Origin of the sequence: Pseudomonas sp. Y39-6, from assembly GCF_023651955.1 — a bacterium.
GTDB lineage: Bacteria > Pseudomonadota > Gammaproteobacteria > Pseudomonadales > Pseudomonadaceae > Aquipseudomonas > Aquipseudomonas veronii.
The window spans coordinates 5518897-5533792 of record NZ_CP069594.1 but is presented as its reverse complement, the minus strand read 5'-3'; the positions used below and the strand labels follow the sequence as shown (position 1 = coordinate 5533792).

13 protein-coding genes and 1 pseudogene are annotated in these 14896 nt (G+C 58.5%); 8 read left to right on the top strand and 6 right to left on the bottom strand.

Annotation, left to right across the window (positions count from 1 at the left end):
• Window positions 1–2: 2 nt before the first annotated feature.
• The gene (locus JN756_RS25120; protein WP_108524460.1) at window positions 3–1508 is read left to right on the top strand and encodes an amidase family protein; all 1506 of its coding nucleotides are present in this window, start codon (window positions 3–5) and stop codon (window positions 1506–1508) included.
• Between the two features lie 58 nt (window positions 1509–1566).
• On the opposite strand, the gene JN756_RS25115 is transcribed toward JN756_RS25120, so the two are convergent.
• The 4 genes from JN756_RS25115 to JN756_RS25095 form a co-directional block, all read right to left on the bottom strand.
• Window positions 1567–1941: a helix-turn-helix domain-containing protein gene (locus JN756_RS25115; protein ID WP_057004494.1), complete on the bottom strand. Its 375-nt coding sequence runs from the start codon at window positions 1939–1941 to the stop codon at window positions 1567–1569.
• A gap of 157 nt (window positions 1942–2098) precedes the next feature.
• The gene (locus JN756_RS25110) at window positions 2099–3052 is read right to left on the bottom strand and encodes a hypothetical protein (RefSeq protein ID WP_046382318.1); all 954 of its coding nucleotides are present in this window, start codon (window positions 3050–3052) and stop codon (window positions 2099–2101) included.
• Between the two features lie 117 nt (window positions 3053–3169).
• Window positions 3170–3814, bottom strand: coding sequence for an HAD-IB family hydrolase (locus JN756_RS25105; RefSeq protein ID WP_017847240.1), 645 nt, complete (start codon window positions 3812–3814; stop codon window positions 3170–3172).
• Window positions 3815–4178: 364 nt separating this feature from the next.
• The gene (locus JN756_RS25095; protein ID WP_046382319.1) at window positions 4179–5105 is read right to left on the bottom strand and encodes a LysR family transcriptional regulator; all 927 of its coding nucleotides are present in this window, start codon (window positions 5103–5105) and stop codon (window positions 4179–4181) included.
• Window positions 5106–5410: 305 nt separating this feature from the next.
• Here JN756_RS25095 and JN756_RS25090 point away from each other — a divergent pair, with 305 nt between their 5' ends.
• The 3 genes and pseudogenes from JN756_RS25090 to JN756_RS25080 all read left to right on the top strand — a co-directional run.
• The gene (locus tag JN756_RS25090) at window positions 5411–6847 is read left to right on the top strand and encodes an NAD-dependent succinate-semialdehyde dehydrogenase (RefSeq protein WP_104902598.1); all 1437 of its coding nucleotides are present in this window, start codon (window positions 5411–5413) and stop codon (window positions 6845–6847) included.
• Window positions 6848–6859: 12 nt separating this feature from the next.
• Window positions 6860–7192 carry a carboxymuconolactone decarboxylase family protein gene (locus JN756_RS25085; RefSeq protein WP_017847243.1) on the top strand — a complete coding sequence of 111 codons (333 nt, stop codon included), beginning with the start codon at window positions 6860–6862 and terminating at the stop codon, window positions 7190–7192.
• Window positions 7193–7221: 29 nt separating this feature from the next.
• Window positions 7222–7362 (top strand): annotated as a pseudogene (locus JN756_RS25080) (zinc-binding dehydrogenase); the annotation flags it as partial.
• Between the two features lie 189 nt (window positions 7363–7551).
• On the opposite strand, the gene JN756_RS25075 reads toward JN756_RS25080, so the two are convergent.
• Window positions 7552–8802, bottom strand: coding sequence for a ribonucleotide-diphosphate reductase subunit beta (locus JN756_RS25075; protein WP_079444551.1), 1251 nt, complete (start codon window positions 8800–8802; stop codon window positions 7552–7554).
• Between the two features lie 509 nt (window positions 8803–9311).
• Window positions 9312–9581 carry a DUF2790 domain-containing protein gene (locus JN756_RS25070; RefSeq protein ID WP_017849219.1) on the bottom strand — a complete coding sequence of 90 codons (270 nt, stop codon included), beginning with the start codon at window positions 9579–9581 and terminating at the stop codon, window positions 9312–9314.
• 395 nt (window positions 9582–9976) lie between these two features.
• Between JN756_RS25070 and acs the strand changes: the two genes are divergently transcribed.
• The 4 genes from acs to JN756_RS25050 all read left to right on the top strand — a co-directional run bounded on the left by acs (window position 9977) and on the right by JN756_RS25050 (window position 14896).
• Window positions 9977–11932 carry an acetate--CoA ligase gene (gene acs, locus JN756_RS25065; RefSeq protein WP_017849218.1) on the top strand — a complete coding sequence of 652 codons (1956 nt, stop codon included), beginning with the start codon at window positions 9977–9979 and terminating at the stop codon, window positions 11930–11932.
• Window positions 11933–12634: 702 nt separating this feature from the next.
• On the top strand, window positions 12635–13420 hold the full coding sequence (gene aotJ / locus JN756_RS25060; protein WP_017849217.1) for an L-arginine-binding protein AotJ: 786 nt from the start codon (window positions 12635–12637) through the stop codon (window positions 13418–13420).
• Window positions 13421–13511: 91 nt separating this feature from the next.
• Window positions 13512–14201, top strand: coding sequence for an ABC transporter permease (locus JN756_RS25055; protein WP_010566615.1), 690 nt, complete (start codon window positions 13512–13514; stop codon window positions 14199–14201).
• On the top strand, window positions 14198–14896 hold the full coding sequence (locus JN756_RS25050) for an ABC transporter permease (protein ID WP_017849216.1): 699 nt from the start codon (window positions 14198–14200) through the stop codon (window positions 14894–14896). The genes JN756_RS25055 and JN756_RS25050 overlap by 4 nt, the downstream gene beginning before the upstream one ends.

Sequence of the window (14896 nt, the reverse complement as noted above, 5' to 3'; positions counted from 1 at the left end):
TCATGTTGGGTATTGGTTATGGCATGGGTGTGTTTGTTCACCAGGTGCAGCGAGTGCTGCCTGCGCAGTCTTCATCGGGGGCTTCAGCGCCGGTTCCCCCGGGAACGGAATACGCCAGTGTGCGTGAGCTCGGCGAGCAAATGGCCCGACCGGGTGGGCTCACTTCGGCGAATCTGGTCAGTTACCTGCAGGAGCGCATTCATAAGCTGGACCCCAAATTGAGTTCGATCATTGAACTGAACCCCGAGGCCTTGCAGATCGCCCGCGAGCTCGATCTGGAGCGCGCCAATGGCAAGGTGCGTGGCCCGCTGCATGGCATTCCCGTGTTGCTCAAGGACACTATCGAGACGGGAGATACCCAGCAAACCAGCGCTGGCGCCTTTGGCTTGGTGGGCAGTGCGGCGCCCAAGGATGCCTTCATCGTCGAGCGCTTGCGCGAGCAGGGGGCCGTGATCCTGGGTAAAACCAACTTGACTGAACTGGCGGGCTTTCGCGGTGGCCCCGATGGTTCGAGTGGGCGGGGCGGGCAGACGCGTAACCCGCATCAAGCGGGCGCAGAGGTGGGTGGTTCGAGTTCGGGGTCGGCCGCCGCGGTCGCCGCAGGCTTCGCCCCCTTGGCGGTGGGCACCGAGACCAATGGTTCGATCATCGTGCCGGCGGCGTTCAACGGGGTGGTCGGTTTCAAGCCCGGCGTGGGTTTGTTGAGCCGTAGCGGCATCATTCCAGCCAGCCATCGGCAGGACACGCCGGGCCCGATGACGCGTTCGGTGTTTGATGCTGCGTTGATGCTTAACGCGATGTCGGGCAGGGACCCTCATGATGCCGCCAGTGTGGATGCGCCCCAAGGGATTGATTACACCGCGTTGCTCAAGCCCGGTGCGTTGCAGGACAAACGTATCGGCTATCCCGTGACCTTTTCCGCGAATGGCGAAAGCTTACCGGTGGACAACAGTCCGCAATTTCGCAAGACGCTTGAAGTGCTTCGCGCGCAAGGCGCGGTTCTGGTGCCGGTCGATATGCGCTTGGCCGACGCATCACGCTATGGCGAACTCTTGTACGCCGATGTGAAGGATGAATTGAACGACTACCTGGCCAAGCGCGAGGGGTTGCCGGTCAAGTCGGTGTCCGAGTTGATCGCATTCAATGAAAAGCGCGATGGCACCGACACCGATCACCAACCGACACTCAAGGAGATCAACGCGTCCACCCTCACAGCCGATGAGCGCCAGCCGTTATGGGACGCAATGATCGAGGATTTTCGTGGCACGGTGGATGAACTGATCACGCAGGAAAACCTCGACGTCATGGTGTCGGACTTTGATACGAACAGCTACTTCGCGGTTGCGGTGGCCGGCTACCCAGGGATCAGCGTGCCATCCGGGAAGAATGAGGACGGCGTGCCGACCAGTGCGTACTTCTTTGGTGCCCGTGGGTCTGAACCCACACTGCTTGCTGTGGGCCATGGCTATGAGCAGGCGGCACAGAAGGTCGCCAAGCCCAGCCTCTAAGCCGTCAGGCAATGTTCACACCCTGGCGTGGCCAACGTTGGGGTTCGCACTCAGCGCCTTACTGCGCCTGCGGGGTTGGTGAATCAATTGACGTCGCTGTTGAACCCATCAATCGAGACAGGATGTTTTGTGCAGCGGGTTCCGTTGCGGCGGCTCCCAACTTGCGCGCACGCATCCCCCAGCCAGGCGCAAACCCCGGGAAAAACGCCAACCCCTCGGCTTCCAGGCGAAACGCCAGGGTCAGGCGCACGTCGTCCTCCACGGTGCCCTGGGTTTCAAACCGTTGAATCGCATCCACCGTCACACCGGCCTGGCGCGACAGCTCTTCGCGGCTCCAGCCGAGCATGACGCGGGCCTGCACGCTGTGCTTGGCGGTGAATTGATGCAGGACGATCTGCTGTTCTACGAAAGAGCTCATTGCCAGAGAGGACATGGGGTGTCTCCAGGGTTCGACGGGGAGGACAAACTATACTGTGTTTTTGTACAGTTGTTTTGACCGCTCATCAACTGGAATGTTCTCCGGCGCCGACACCGTTCTATTTTGAGGCTTGCACGAGGGTATTCGTGTGCGAGGTCGGGCACGGTCTCGGCTAACCCGCCTCAGCCGCCGGCACTTCGCGAATAATCAAATGATCCAGATTCTCGATGTCGGCGCTGAACACCCCAAACGTCTGCTCGGGGTTTTTCTTGCTGGGCACCTGTCTAAGTGCCGGCGTCACCCCGTAAAAGAAGCAATATAACGGCCGTGCGCTGCTGGCCGCGGCCTTGATCTGCTCGAGGAACGCTGTGCGCTTGCGGTAATTCTCGATGAGTTTCTTGCTCAGGTAGACGTTGACCGAATAGGGCTTCTTGTCGAGCCATACCTTCTTTTCGAAGTCGATGCGAAAGCTGCTGGTGTAGTCCTTGATCGCTTTGATCCGGCCCCAGTAGATCAGGCCCTGATTGTCCTGCAGGTACTCGATCTTCTTGAAAAACGTCCAGTACGTCGCGGTATGGTCGCCGATCTTCAAGGGCATCGCCTTGAGCTTGTCCTTGTCGTCGAGGTTCGACACATAACATTCCACCGGGTGTGCGAACACGCTGGTTTTATCCGGGGTGGTGTCGTTGGCGCCGACAGACGCGCTGGTGCGGGTTGAAGGGGGCTTCGCCGGGGCTTGTGGGACTTGCCCGTCAGTGCCGGCCTGCGGGGTTTTACGCGGGTAGGTGCGCCGGGTCAGGACGAATTCCGATGGGAAGTGTTCCTCGCGCTCGTCCTCACTTTCGCCCGTGGCAGGCTTGTGGCTGCTGGCGTAACGGCAACCCTCGATGTGCCGGGTGCCTGGGGTGTTCTTGAAATGCGGGGTGCGTCGGTAGTTGACGTTTTTTGCGTTGAACGTGCTCAACACATTGCCTGCGTCAAAGGCCGCGCGGCATGTGTCGTTGGGGCAGAGGAAACGGTCCGTGTCGGAGTCGTAGGCGTCGGTTTCGTCGAAATTCAACTCTCGCACGTCGTAGATCGACAGCTTGTCGTCGAGACTCAGGCTGTAGGCCGTGTCGAATTTCATGGGCTCGGGTCCGTGAGAGGTTTGGCTATTGATAGCCGGATATTACGCAGATGTCGCTAGGAAACCGCAACCTCGCGTATCCCAGCGAGGCTGCGATGGCATCCCCCACCGCCCCTATCAGCGCTGCAACCTGGCCTGCTGCTTCTTCCCATGAAAATGCCGAAAATGCGCGTCCTGCGCCGCCGCCAACAACTCCCGGTCCCCACGCGTATCGCCCCAGGCCCTGAGCCGATACTCCCCCAGGTCGCCATACACCGCTTCAAGCCGCAGCACCTTGTTCTCGCACCGGCAGTTGTTCCCGGTGAGCTTGCCGGTCAACACGCCGTCGACGACCTCAAGTTCGGTCCCGATCAACTTGATCCCAAGCCGATCGGCAAACGGCTGCAACACCAACGCCGGCGACGCCGAACACAACGTCACCACCGCCCCCGAGCCCAGCTCCTGCTCCACCGACAACACCCCCGCCGGCCGCATCAACCGCGCCCAACTGCGCTGGCAGTACTCCTCGGCCTTCTGCTGCACCCACGCCTTCTCCACCCCGGTCATAAAGGTGCGGATCAACTGCGCCTTCAACTCGTCCCGGCTGATCTGCCGCACCAGAAACCGCAGCCCAGGCACCGCCAGCTTGACCATCCGGCCATAGAACTCGCCGGCGCCAAAGGCAAACTTGAGGAAGGGCACGAAACTGTCGTGATGGGTCAGGGTGCCGTCGAAGTCAAAGACGGAAAGTACTTTGGCATCCACGGGGCCGGCTTCGAGCATATCTGGGTTCACGGGGTGGCCTCGGTCCTGGCTAGTATTGATTGAGAATGCATCAGCTGTGACCGCAAGAGTTTACTCCTGTATCAATCGGCCGATTGTCGAGTAGAGCCCGGCGGTGAATTCATCCCGGTCGTTCGAGCGGTGACAGCGCTGATAGCAATTGGCGGACAAGGCTACAGCATTGGTGATGCGATCCGAACCCTTCGTGATGGACTGCAAAAAATGGCAAAACAAACACTTCAAGTGGTATGACCGAACCTTAGCCCGCCTGATGGTCTTTAGCGTCTTCTGTTTCGAAATGCCTCGAAATGAGGAAGACACCCATCCTGATACAGCCTCCCCGTCGGGCCTTGGTTGGCGTCCTTCAAGCGATGAGCTCCTGAGCGGTCATCATCAGCTCAGTACCGACCCGATTTTTTAACGTGTCGATGAATCGAGTAACTTTTGCATCGATGAACTGACGTGATGTGTAGACGGCGTAAACATTACGCTCGTAGGTATGGTACTCGGGCAAAACACGCACGAGCCTGCCTGAACGCAAGTCCTCAATGGCTGAAAAACCGGCCAGCAAACCTATGCCTGCTCCTTCTCGAATGGCGACTGCCATTGCGTCCATATCATTGACGCTGAAACTCGGGCCCTTGGGGGTAAATAGCGCATCCCCGGTCTTGCTCTTTAATTGCCATTCATCACGCACATAATCGACGGTGCCCAACAGCAAACACTGATGATCGCTGAGATCTTCTGGCGTTACAGGGGCAGCGTGTTGCTCCAGATATGCTGGAGACGCCACCAGCACACAATGGCTGATGCCGATCTTTTGGCTGACATACGCTGAATCTGGCAGCGTTCGGGCAATCAGAATCGAGACGTCCAGCTGGTCTTCCAGGAGGTTAGGCATTCGCTGAGAAAGCATTAAGTCCACGGTGACATCGGGGAATTCCCGGCGGTAATCCAGCACGGCTGAAGTAACCAACTGCCGTGCTAGCCCCGGCACACAATGCACACGCAACGTCCCCCTGGGTTTCAGCGCGGCGTTGCTTGCTTCGGCTTCTGCATTTTCAAGGTCTGCCAGAATTTTGGTACAGCGCTCATAAAAGCGCCGGCCAGCGTCTGTCACCGAAAGGCGGCGGGTCGAGCGCTGTAACAGGCGGGCGTCGAGCACGTTTTCAAGCGCGGAAACCGCACGCGAGACATTGCCGACCGTAGAGTCCAGATGGTTAGCCACCGCAGTAAAACTGCCCATCTCAACAACTTTGACGTACACGGACATGTTCGTAAGCTTATCCATCCAACTCTACCTGTCGATCTGATTGCAAACGTTCTTCACTGCAGAAGTCCCCACCCCAAAAAACAATCAAGCCTGGAGCGACGAGCCAGGTTGTCATTGCCGCATGACGTGGGCGGTATTTGCAGATGCTACACACTCCTGGCGGTGCTCGATATTACCTCCAGGCACAACAATGATTCCCTTCTGGTCGGCTAAATCAAACGGTTCGTACTCCATAGACTTGGTTGCACAGGGCGCCTGAACACGGCAACCCAGGCGCTGAGTCTTGTACGAACTTGTTGATAAACCAACCGAAGGGCAACCTCATGAACACGTCTTACGACCCGCTTTATCTCTTTATCGGTGGTGAATGGATCAGTGCCGAAGGCCGCGCGACCGCCGCTGTCGTCAACCCCGCAACCGCACGTGAGATCGGGCGTGTTCCACTCGCCACCGCAGGCGACCTCGATCACGCGCTCGAAGTGACTCAACAGAGCTTTGAACAATGGCGCCAGACCGTACCCGACAAACGCGCAAAAATTCTCAAACGCGCTGCCGATCTCATCCTGGAACGGGCCCCACACATCGCCGAGCAAATGACGCTGGAAGAAGGCAAACCGCTTGCGGAAAGCCTGGATGAGGTCACGCGTGCGGCTGAGTACTTCGAGTGGTTTGCCGAAAGCGCGCGCCGTATCGATGGGCGTGTAGTTCCGGCCAATCGTCCCGGTGTGCTGCAAATGGTAAAACGCCAAGCCATCGGCCCTGTCGCTGCGTTCACGCCCTGGAATTTTCCGGCCATTACACCCGCCCGTAAGCTCTCGGCAGCCTTGGCCGCAGGTTGCAGTGTCATCCTCAAGCCAGGGGAAGAAAGCCCCTCCACCGCGCTGGCCCTGGCGCGTGCTCTCGACGATGCAGGATTGCCTAAAGGCGTGTTGCAAGTGGTCTTTGGTGTGCCGGACCAAGTTTCCAGCCACCTGATCGCTTCTCCCATCATTCGCAAGGTGACCTTTACCGGTTCGGTCCCCATCGGTCGGCTGCTATCCGCTCGTGCTGCCGAGGGCGTCAAGCCCATCACCCTTGAACTGGGAGGACACGGGCCGGTGCTGGTATTCGATGACGCAGAAATCGAAAAAGCAGCCGTCGAAGGCGTTGCCAATCGGTTCCGCGGGACTGGCCAAGTCTGCATCTCGTCAACGCGCTTTCTGATTCAGCGTGGCGTCTATGAAACGTTTGTTGAGCACTTTGTGACGGCCACCCTCGCGTTGAACATTGGCGATGGCCTGACGCCCGGCACCCAGGTTGGGCCGCTCGCCAATCCACGGCAGTTGGCCAAGATGGAAGAGCTGGTGGCAGATGCGGTTGCCAAAGGCGCACGCGTGTTGGCCGGTGGTAAACGTCTGGAATGCAGCGGCTACTTTTTTGAGCCCACCGTGTTGGCGGACGTGCCTATGCATGCCCGAGTCATGCATGAAGAACCCTTCGGGCCTATCGCCGTGCTGATGCCATTCGATCACTTGGCTGATGGTTTGAAAGAGGCCAATCGTCTGCCTTACGGGCTTTCAGCCTACGCGTTCACGTCGAGTGCTCGAACGGCCATTGACGTCGCTGACGGGTTAGAGGCCGGGATGATCGGGATCAACCAATACCGCATCGTCGCCACAGAACTTCCCTTCGGCGGCATGAAAGAAAGCGGCCACGGTTCGGAAGGTGGCATTGAAGGCATCGAGCACTACCTCACCCACAAATTCATCAGCCAGGTTTAAGGAGACAGCATCATGTCCAATCTCAATTTCAGCAGTCCTCGTGAAGCGGCCCGGGCGTTTACCCCAAAGCTGTCGCAATTCGTTGATTCGACGCTGTATCCGCAGATCTGGAGCGATCCGGCATTGTCCCCACGCGACCGCAGCCTGATCACAGTGGCCGCATTGATTGCCGGTGGTCACTCTGAAGAGTTGCCCGCGCATCTGCGACGGGCGCTGAGCAACGGGGTGACCCATGACGAAATCGCCGCCGCGATCACTCACCTGGCGTTCTACGTAGGCTTTCCAGGCGCCATTACCGCCTCTGCTATCGCTAATGCCACGTTTACCGAACCGGAGAAAAACTGATCATGCATGCCGCGGCTATTCCCGAGGGCTTCGATGGCGCTGGAAGTTTGGAGCCGGTCGTCGACAGTACTTTCCCGCTGTCACACGCGGCCGATGCCCATCGCCGAATGGAGTCGTCTGAAAACGTTGGAAAAATCATCCTGACGATGCAGCCTGCGGACTTGGTTTAAGTGCGAGGGCCAAAGGGGGTGGCATAGAGGCTTCGTTGGCACAAATACGCGGGCACCGTCACCCTTGATGCTGGCGTTCTGATGGGGATTTGGCCGGATTACAGGTAATCCATCTGCTGTTCCAAATCACTGAGTTTTTTACAAAAAAAGAGCTGCCAATGGGCAGCTCCTTTGTACCGTCCGTTAAAATCAATCCCAGCTCAACGCACCGCCAGTCTGGTACTCGATCACACGGGTCTCAAAGAAATTCTTCTCTTTCTTCAAGTCCATGATCTCGCTCATCCATGGGAACGGGTTAGTCGTCCCTGGATACTCTTCCTTCAAACCGATCTGCGACAGACGACGGTTAGCGATGAACTTGAGGTAGTCCTCCATCATCGCCGCGTTCATGCCGAGTACACCGCGTGGCATGGTGTCGCGCGCGTATTCGATCTCCAGTTGGGTCCCTTGCAGGATCATCTGGGTCGCTTCTTCCTTCATCTCGGCGTCCCACAGGTGTGGGTTTTCGATTTTGATCTGGTTGATCACGTCGATGCCGAAGTTCAGGTGCATCGACTCGTCGCGCAGGATGTACTGGAACTGCTCGGCCACGCCGGTCATTTTGTTGCGGCGGCCCATGGAGAGGATCTGGGTGAAGCCGCAATAGAAGAAGATGCCTTCCAGTACGCAGTAGTAGGCCACCAGGTTGCGCAGCAGTTCTTTGTCGGTGTCGACGGTGCCGGTTTCGAATTTCGGGTCGGAGATGGAGCGCGTGTATTTCAGGCCCCAGGCGGCTTTTTTCGCGACCGATGGGATCTCGTGGTACATGTTGAAGATCTCGCCTTCATCCATGGCCAGCGATTCGATGCAGTACTGGTAGGCGTGGGTGTGGATCGCCTCTTCGAAGGCCTGGCGCAGGATGTACTGGCGGCACTCCGGGTTGGTGATCAGGCGGTACACGGCCAGGACCAGGTTGTTGGCGACCAGCGAGTCGGCGGTGGAGAAGAAGCCGAGGTTGCGCATGACGATGCGGCGCTCGTCGTCGGTCAGGCCTTCGGGGTTTTTCCACAGCGCGATGTCGGCGGTCATGTTGACCTCTTGCGGCATCCAGTGGTTGGCGCAGCCGTCGAGGTATTTCTGCCAGGCCCAGTCGTACTTGAAGGGCACGAGCTGGTTGAGGTCGGCGCGGCAGTTGATCATGCGCTTTTCGTCGACAGCGACGCGGGCGGAGGCGCCTTCGAGCTCGGCGAGGCCTTCGGCGATGTCGAGTTTGTCGAGGGCAGCCTTGGCGCGGATGATCGCGGCGGAGTCGTTGGCGGTGACGGCGCGGGCTTCGATGGCGGCAGCGGCGCCGGCACCGTCGAGGCGGTCCATGTTGGCTTCGGTGGCGTGGCCGGCGTTGGCGCCTTTGACAGCGACTTCGCCGTCTTCTTCTTTGTCGAATTCGTCCCAGCTCAGCATGACGTGTCGTCTCCTGCGTGAGGGCTCGAAGGTGCCCGTGTGAAACCGAATGGTTGGGGGTTCACACGGCCCTCGGGCCGCGGTGGATCTTAAGGAATCGTTTGTTGCAACAGCTAGCGCAGGCATTAAACGCAATGGGGTGAACGGGTGCTCTGCGTGAGGCTTGAGGGGCGGAGCGATAGATGCATGCTCCTGCGGAGGCCTCAGGTCGGCTCTTCATCCCAGTGTAAAGGGATATTGCAGGCCCGATTTACCCGCGCATTATAGGGAAAAAAACGGCTTTGTGTTGCGGCAGATGCGCTCGGATTGCTGACAAAACGCCTGGTATTCGAGCCAGAGCGAGGGTTTACAGGGGGTTGGTGCCGGAGGATTTTTTTGACGGACGGTGGGCTATTTATTGCGGGGGCTGGCGAGGTTTTTTGAGCGGGGGAGCGGGAGGCGGGTTTTTGGCCGCAAGAACAATTTCTTGCGGCGAATAAGATCACGGTCAATGTGAACTAACGAAGTTGTTATCCGTTAGAGCAACCGTTACCCATCACATGGTAGTTAAGAATGTGGCGCTGACCTTTGGAGTCTTCATATTCCATTTTTACCGGTACGACTTCGCATACATCTGGAATGGTGCTCATGGAGACTACTTTGGCGACGTCCAGGTGAGTGCTGTAGGTGTAGTCTTCAACAATCGGGGCGTTCTGGCCGGCTACGTCAGTCGGGGCTTCCTCGGCCAGGGCGGCGGTGGCGCACAAGCTGCTGAGGGCCATAACTAATAAAGCTTTCATTTCTCTTTTTACCTTCTTCAGTGCGAAAGGGGGCACGGGGCCCTTTGGAGGCCTCGTGTGTAACTTAGGGGTGTTTACTTCCGATTAACGTGCCTTCGTGGGGGCTGTTACGTTGTTAATCTGGTTGCCTTGTTGGCGAAGTCGATTTTAGGCCTGCGGGTTATATTCATATACCCGTGCTTTTGATAAACACTATTGGTGGTTTTTGTAACAATCCCCCGTCGCAGGTTTTTTTACGTGTCCGCCAAGCGCCGCAGGCTACGGGCCAGAGGGGGGAAGGAGATAGCAGGGCAATTTGTAGGGTCTTGTTACTACCATCGTCGAATGGTTCTATAGGCTGACCCCGGCTACAACTGGGGTCATACAAAAACAACTATTTCACCGAGGTAAGAAAGATGAGTGCGGCTTCCCTGTACCCCGTTCGCCCCGAAACAGTAGCCAACACGCTGACTGACGAGGCGACCTACAAGGCCATGTACCAGCAGTCGGTGGTCAACCCCGATGGTTTCTGGCGTGAGCAAGCCAAGCGTCTTGACTGGATCAAGCCTTTCACCACGGTGAAGCAGACCTCATTCGACGATCACCATGTCGACATCAAGTGGTTTGCCGATGGCACCTTGAACGTTTCCTACAACTGCCTGGACCGTCACCTCGCCGAGCGCGGCGACCAGGCGGCGATCATCTGGGAGGGCGATGACCCTGCCGACAGCCGCACCATCACCTACCGCGAGTTGCACGAACAAGTCTGCAAGTTTGCCAACGCCCTGCGTGGCCAGGACATACACCGCGGCGACGTGGTGACTATTTATATGCCGATGATCCCCGAAGCTGCGGTCGCCATGCTGGCCTGTGCCCGCATCGGTGCGATCCACTCGGTGGTGTTTGGCGGTTTCTCGCCGGAGGCCTTGGCCGGTCGCATCATCGACTGTAAGTCGAAAGTGGTGATCACCGCCGACGAAGGTGTGCGCGCCGGTAAGAAGATTCCGTTGAAGGCCAACGTCGACGACGCTCTGACCAACCCGGAAACCAACAGCGTCCAGAAAGTCATCGTGTGCAAGCGCACCAGTGGCAGCATCAAGTGGAACCAGCATCGCGACATCTGGTACGAAGACCTGATGAAAGTGGCGGGCACCGTGTGCGCGCCGAAAGAGATGGGCGCCGAAGAAGCGCTGTTCATCCTTTATACCTCCGGCTCCACCGGCAAGCCTAAAGGCGTGCAGCACACCACTGGCGGCTACTTGTTGTATGCGGCCCTGACCCATGAGCGCGTATTCGACTACCGCCCGGGCGAAATCTTCTGGTGCACCGCCGACGTCGGCTGGATCACCGGCCACACCTATATCGTCTACGGGCCACTGGCCAATGGCGCGACCACGCTGATGTTCGAAGGCGTGCCTAACTACCCGGACATCACTCGGGTGGGCAAGATCGTCGACAAGCACAAGGTCAATGTTCTCTACACCGCGCCGACGGCGATCCGCGCGATGATGGCTTCCGGCACCGCCGCCTGCGAAGGCGTTGATGGCAGCAGCTTGCGCCTACTGGGTTCGGTGGGTGAGCCGATCAACCCTGAAGCGTGGGACTGGTACTACAAGAACGTCGGCCAATCCCGTTGCCCGATCGTCGATACCTGGTGGCAGACCGAGACCGGCGCCACCCTGATGAGCCCGCTGCCGGGTGCCCATGCGCTCAAGCCAGGTTCGGCGGCACGGCCGTTCTTCGGCGTGGTGCCGGCCTTGGTGGATAACCTGGGCAACATCATCGAAGGCCCTGCCGAAGGCAACCTGGTGATCCTCGATTCGTGGCCAGGCCAGGCCCGTACCCTGTACGGCGACCATGACCGTTTCGTCGATACCTACTTCAAGACCTTCCGGGGCATGTACTTCACCGGTGACGGCGCCCGTCGCGATGAAGATGGCTACTGGTGGATCACCGGCCGTGTGGATGACGTGTTGAACGTGTCCGGCCACCGTATGGGGACCGCCGAGATCGAAAGCGCCATGGTCGCCCACCCGAAAGTCGCCGAAGCGGCGGTGGTGGGTGTGCCGCACGACATCAAGGGCCAAGGCATCTATGTGTATGTCACCCTGAAAAATGGTGAAGAGCCGACCGAAGCGCTGCGCCTGGAACTGAAGAACTGGGTGCGCAAGGAAATCGGGCCGATCGCTTCGCCGGACGTGATCCAGTGGGCACCGGGCTTGCCGAAGACGCGGTCGGGCAAAATCATGCGACGTATTCTGCGCAAGATTGCCACGGCTGAGTACGATGGCTTGGGCGATATCTCCACCCTGGCCGACCCAAGTGTGGTGGCGCATTTGATTGAGACCCACAAGACCATGAACGTCGCGTAAGACGGGTAGGTGGGACAGAGCCCCATTCGGCGTGAGCCGGGTGGGGCTTTTTTGTGGTCTCTCAAAACCACTGAAGATCCCATGTTTGTGGTCTCTCGAAGCCACTGAAGATCCCATGTGGGAGGGGGCTTGCCCCCGATGGCGGTGGATCAGTCACTGATCAGTTGGCTGAAGACCGCTATCGGGGGCAAGTCGAATCGTCGCACCGCCCCTCCCACATGGACCTGCATAACCCCAGGCCAATAAATATCGACTTCTTCGTCAGGACGTTTCTGAATGTTACCGAGCGGCGCAAATGTGTAACCCTTCGCCCGAACATGAGGCAAAGTGCTACGGGTTTGCACCGAAAAGCCGCGTTTTAGACAGCTCCCAGTATTAGATTAAACGCCAGACTTGCCGTGCTAGAAGGGTTTGCGAATAATAGGCCCGCTATTTGCAGTATCAACAGGTTTAATATCTTTTGTCTCTGCATAAAAAACAGGGACTGTCAATGTGCTGGAACCGCTTTCTCGGTGCTTCTGTAAATTGTTGTCGCATTGAGGAAATATCGGCTTCCGGCCTGTCGTTAGAATGCCGATCACTCGCTCGTCGTCGCCGCTGTTGAATCGGCGTAGGACGCAGCACCGCTATTCGGTTTCACTCAGTCGCATCGTGGGCCATGGCTCATACTGCTGTTTTGCCCTATACCGATGGAGTCCCAAGATGAAGAAACTCGTGCTGTTGGGCGCCCTGGCGCTGTCCGTGCTGTCCATGCAGGCTTTCGCTGAAGGCAAGCCTCTGAAAATTGGTATCGAAGCGGCGTACCCTCCGTTTGCCTCGAAGGCGCCGGATGGCAACATCGTCGGTTTTGACTACGACATCGGCAACGCTCTGTGCGAAGAGATGAAGGTCAAGTGTACTTGGGTCGAGCAAGAGTTCGACGGCCTGATCCCCGCGCTGAAAGTGCGCAAGATCGACGCGATCCTGTCGTCCATGTCCATCACCGACGACCGCAAGAAGTCCGTGGACTTCACCAACCGCTACTACCTGACCCCGGCGCGCCTGGTGTTGAAGGAAGGCACGACCGTCAGCGACAGCCTGGATGAGTTGAAAGGCAAGAAGATCGGCGTGCAGCGCGGTTCGATCCACGACCGTTTCGCCAAGGAAGTACTGGCACCTAAAGGTGCCACGGTTGTTCCTTACAGCTCGCAGAACGAAATCTACCTGGACGTGGAAGCCGGTCGCCTCGACGGCACCGTGGCTGACGCCACCCTGTTGCAGGAAGGTTTCCTCGATACGGCTGCGGGTAAAGGCTACGCGTTCACCGGCCCAGCCTTTACCGATAGCAAATACTTCGGCGATGGCATCGGTATCGCGGTACGTAAAGGCGACAAGGAAAACCTGGACCGCATCAACGCTGCGATCACTGCGATTCGTGCCAACGGCAAGTACAAGGCTATCCAGGACAAGTACTTCAACTTCGATATTTACGGCCCAGACGCCAAGTAAATCGTCGCAGCGGTCTGTCCAGAATGGCGCAAGCAACAGAATTCCTGAGGTTTGCGCCATTTTTTCATCCCCCTTTTCGAGGACCTGAATCATGTTGAAAGGCTACGGGGCTGTCATCCTCGATGGCGCATGGTTGACGCTTCAGCTCGCCTTGTCGTCCATGGCCTTGGCCATCGTTCTGGGTCTGATCGGGGTCGCGTTACGCCTGTCGCCGGTGCGCTGGTTGGCCTGGCTGGGTGACTTGTACTCCACGGTGATCCGTGGGATTCCCGACCTGGTGCTGATCCTGCTGATTTTCTACGGCGGTCAGGACCTGCTCAACCGCGTCGCGCCGATGCTCGGCTATGACGACTATATCGACTTGAACCCCTTGGCCGCCGGTATCGGCACCCTGGGTTTCATCTTTGGCGCCTACCTGTCGGAAACCTTCCGCGGCGCCTTCATGGCCATCCCCAAGGGCCAGGCCGAAGCCGGCCTGGCGTATGGCATGAGCCCTTTCCAGGTGTTTTTCCGGGTGATGGTGCCGCAGATGATCCGGCTGGCGATCCCCGGGTTTACCAACAACTGGCTGGTCCTGACCAAGGCCACCGCACTGATTTCGGTGGTGGGCCTGCAAGACATGATGTTCAAGGCCAAGCAGGCGGCGGATGCCACCCGCGAGCCTTTTACCTTCTTCCTCGCAGTGGCGGCGATGTACCTGGTTATCACCAGCGTATCGTTGCTGGCCTTGCGTCATCTTGAGAAGCGCTACTCGGTAGGCGTAAGGGCGGCTGATCTATGATCTTCGACTACAACGTCATCTGGGACGCCATGCCGCTGTACCTCGGCGGCTTGCTGACCACCCTGAAACTGCTCGCCATCTCGCTGTTCTTCGGCCTGCTCGCCGCCTTGCCCCTGGGCTTGATGCGGGTGTCCAAGCAGCCGATCGTCAACGGCGCGGCCTGGCTCTACACCTATGTGATCCGCGGCACACCGATGCTGGTGCAGCTGTTCTTGATCTACTACGGCCTGGCCCAGTTCCAGGCGGTGCGCGAGAGCTTCCTGTGGCCGCTGTTGTCCAGCGCCACGTTCTGCGCGTGCCTGGCCTTTGCGATCAACACCAGCGCCTACACCGCCGAAATCATCGCCGGGAGCCTCAAGGCCACCCCCAACGGCGAGATCGAAGCGGCCAAGGCCATGGGCATGTCGCGCTACAAACTGTACCGCCGCATCCTGCTGCCATCGGCCCTGCGCCGGGCGCTGCCGCAGTACAGCAACGAAGTGATCATGATGCTGCAGACCACCAGCCTGGCATCCATCGTCACCCTGATCGACATCACCGGTGCCGCGCGCACGGTGAACGCACAGTTCTACCTGCCGTTCGAAGCCTATATCACCGCCGGCGCGTTCTACCTGTGCCTGACCTTCATCCTGGTGCGCCTGTTCAAGTTGGCCGAGCGCCGCTGGCTGAGCTACCTGGCTCCACGGAAGCACTGA

What these genes read in the sequence shown, in the direction of transcription:
- JN756_RS25120 (WP_108524460.1), top strand. Translation starts at nt 3, where the DNA reads ATGTTGGGTATTGGTTATGGCATGGGTGTGTTTGTTCACCAGGTGCAG.
- JN756_RS25115 (WP_057004494.1), bottom strand. Translation starts at nt 1,941, where the DNA reads ATGTCCTCTCTGGCAATGAGCTCTTTCGTAGAACAGCAGATCGTCCTG.
- JN756_RS25110 (WP_046382318.1), bottom strand. Translation starts at nt 3,052, where the DNA reads ATGAAATTCGACACGGCCTACAGCCTGAGTCTCGACGACAAGCTGTCG.
- JN756_RS25105 (WP_017847240.1), bottom strand. Translation starts at nt 3,814, where the DNA reads ATGCTCGAAGCCGGCCCCGTGGATGCCAAAGTACTTTCCGTCTTTGAC.
- JN756_RS25095 (WP_046382319.1), bottom strand. Translation starts at nt 5,105, where the DNA reads ATGGATAAGCTTACGAACATGTCCGTGTACGTCAAAGTTGTTGAGATG.
- JN756_RS25090 (WP_104902598.1), top strand. Translation starts at nt 5,411, where the DNA reads ATGAACACGTCTTACGACCCGCTTTATCTCTTTATCGGTGGTGAATGG.
- JN756_RS25085 (WP_017847243.1), top strand. Translation starts at nt 6,860, where the DNA reads ATGTCCAATCTCAATTTCAGCAGTCCTCGTGAAGCGGCCCGGGCGTTT.
- JN756_RS25075 (WP_079444551.1), bottom strand. Translation starts at nt 8,802, where the DNA reads ATGCTGAGCTGGGACGAATTCGACAAAGAAGAAGACGGCGAAGTCGCT.
- JN756_RS25070 (WP_017849219.1), bottom strand. Translation starts at nt 9,581, where the DNA reads ATGAAAGCTTTATTAGTTATGGCCCTCAGCAGCTTGTGCGCCACCGCC.
- acs (WP_017849218.1), top strand. Translation starts at nt 9,977, where the DNA reads ATGAGTGCGGCTTCCCTGTACCCCGTTCGCCCCGAAACAGTAGCCAAC.
- aotJ (WP_017849217.1), top strand. Translation starts at nt 12,635, where the DNA reads ATGAAGAAACTCGTGCTGTTGGGCGCCCTGGCGCTGTCCGTGCTGTCC.
- JN756_RS25055 (WP_010566615.1), top strand. Translation starts at nt 13,512, where the DNA reads ATGTTGAAAGGCTACGGGGCTGTCATCCTCGATGGCGCATGGTTGACG.
- JN756_RS25050 (WP_017849216.1), top strand. Translation starts at nt 14,198, where the DNA reads ATGATCTTCGACTACAACGTCATCTGGGACGCCATGCCGCTGTACCTC.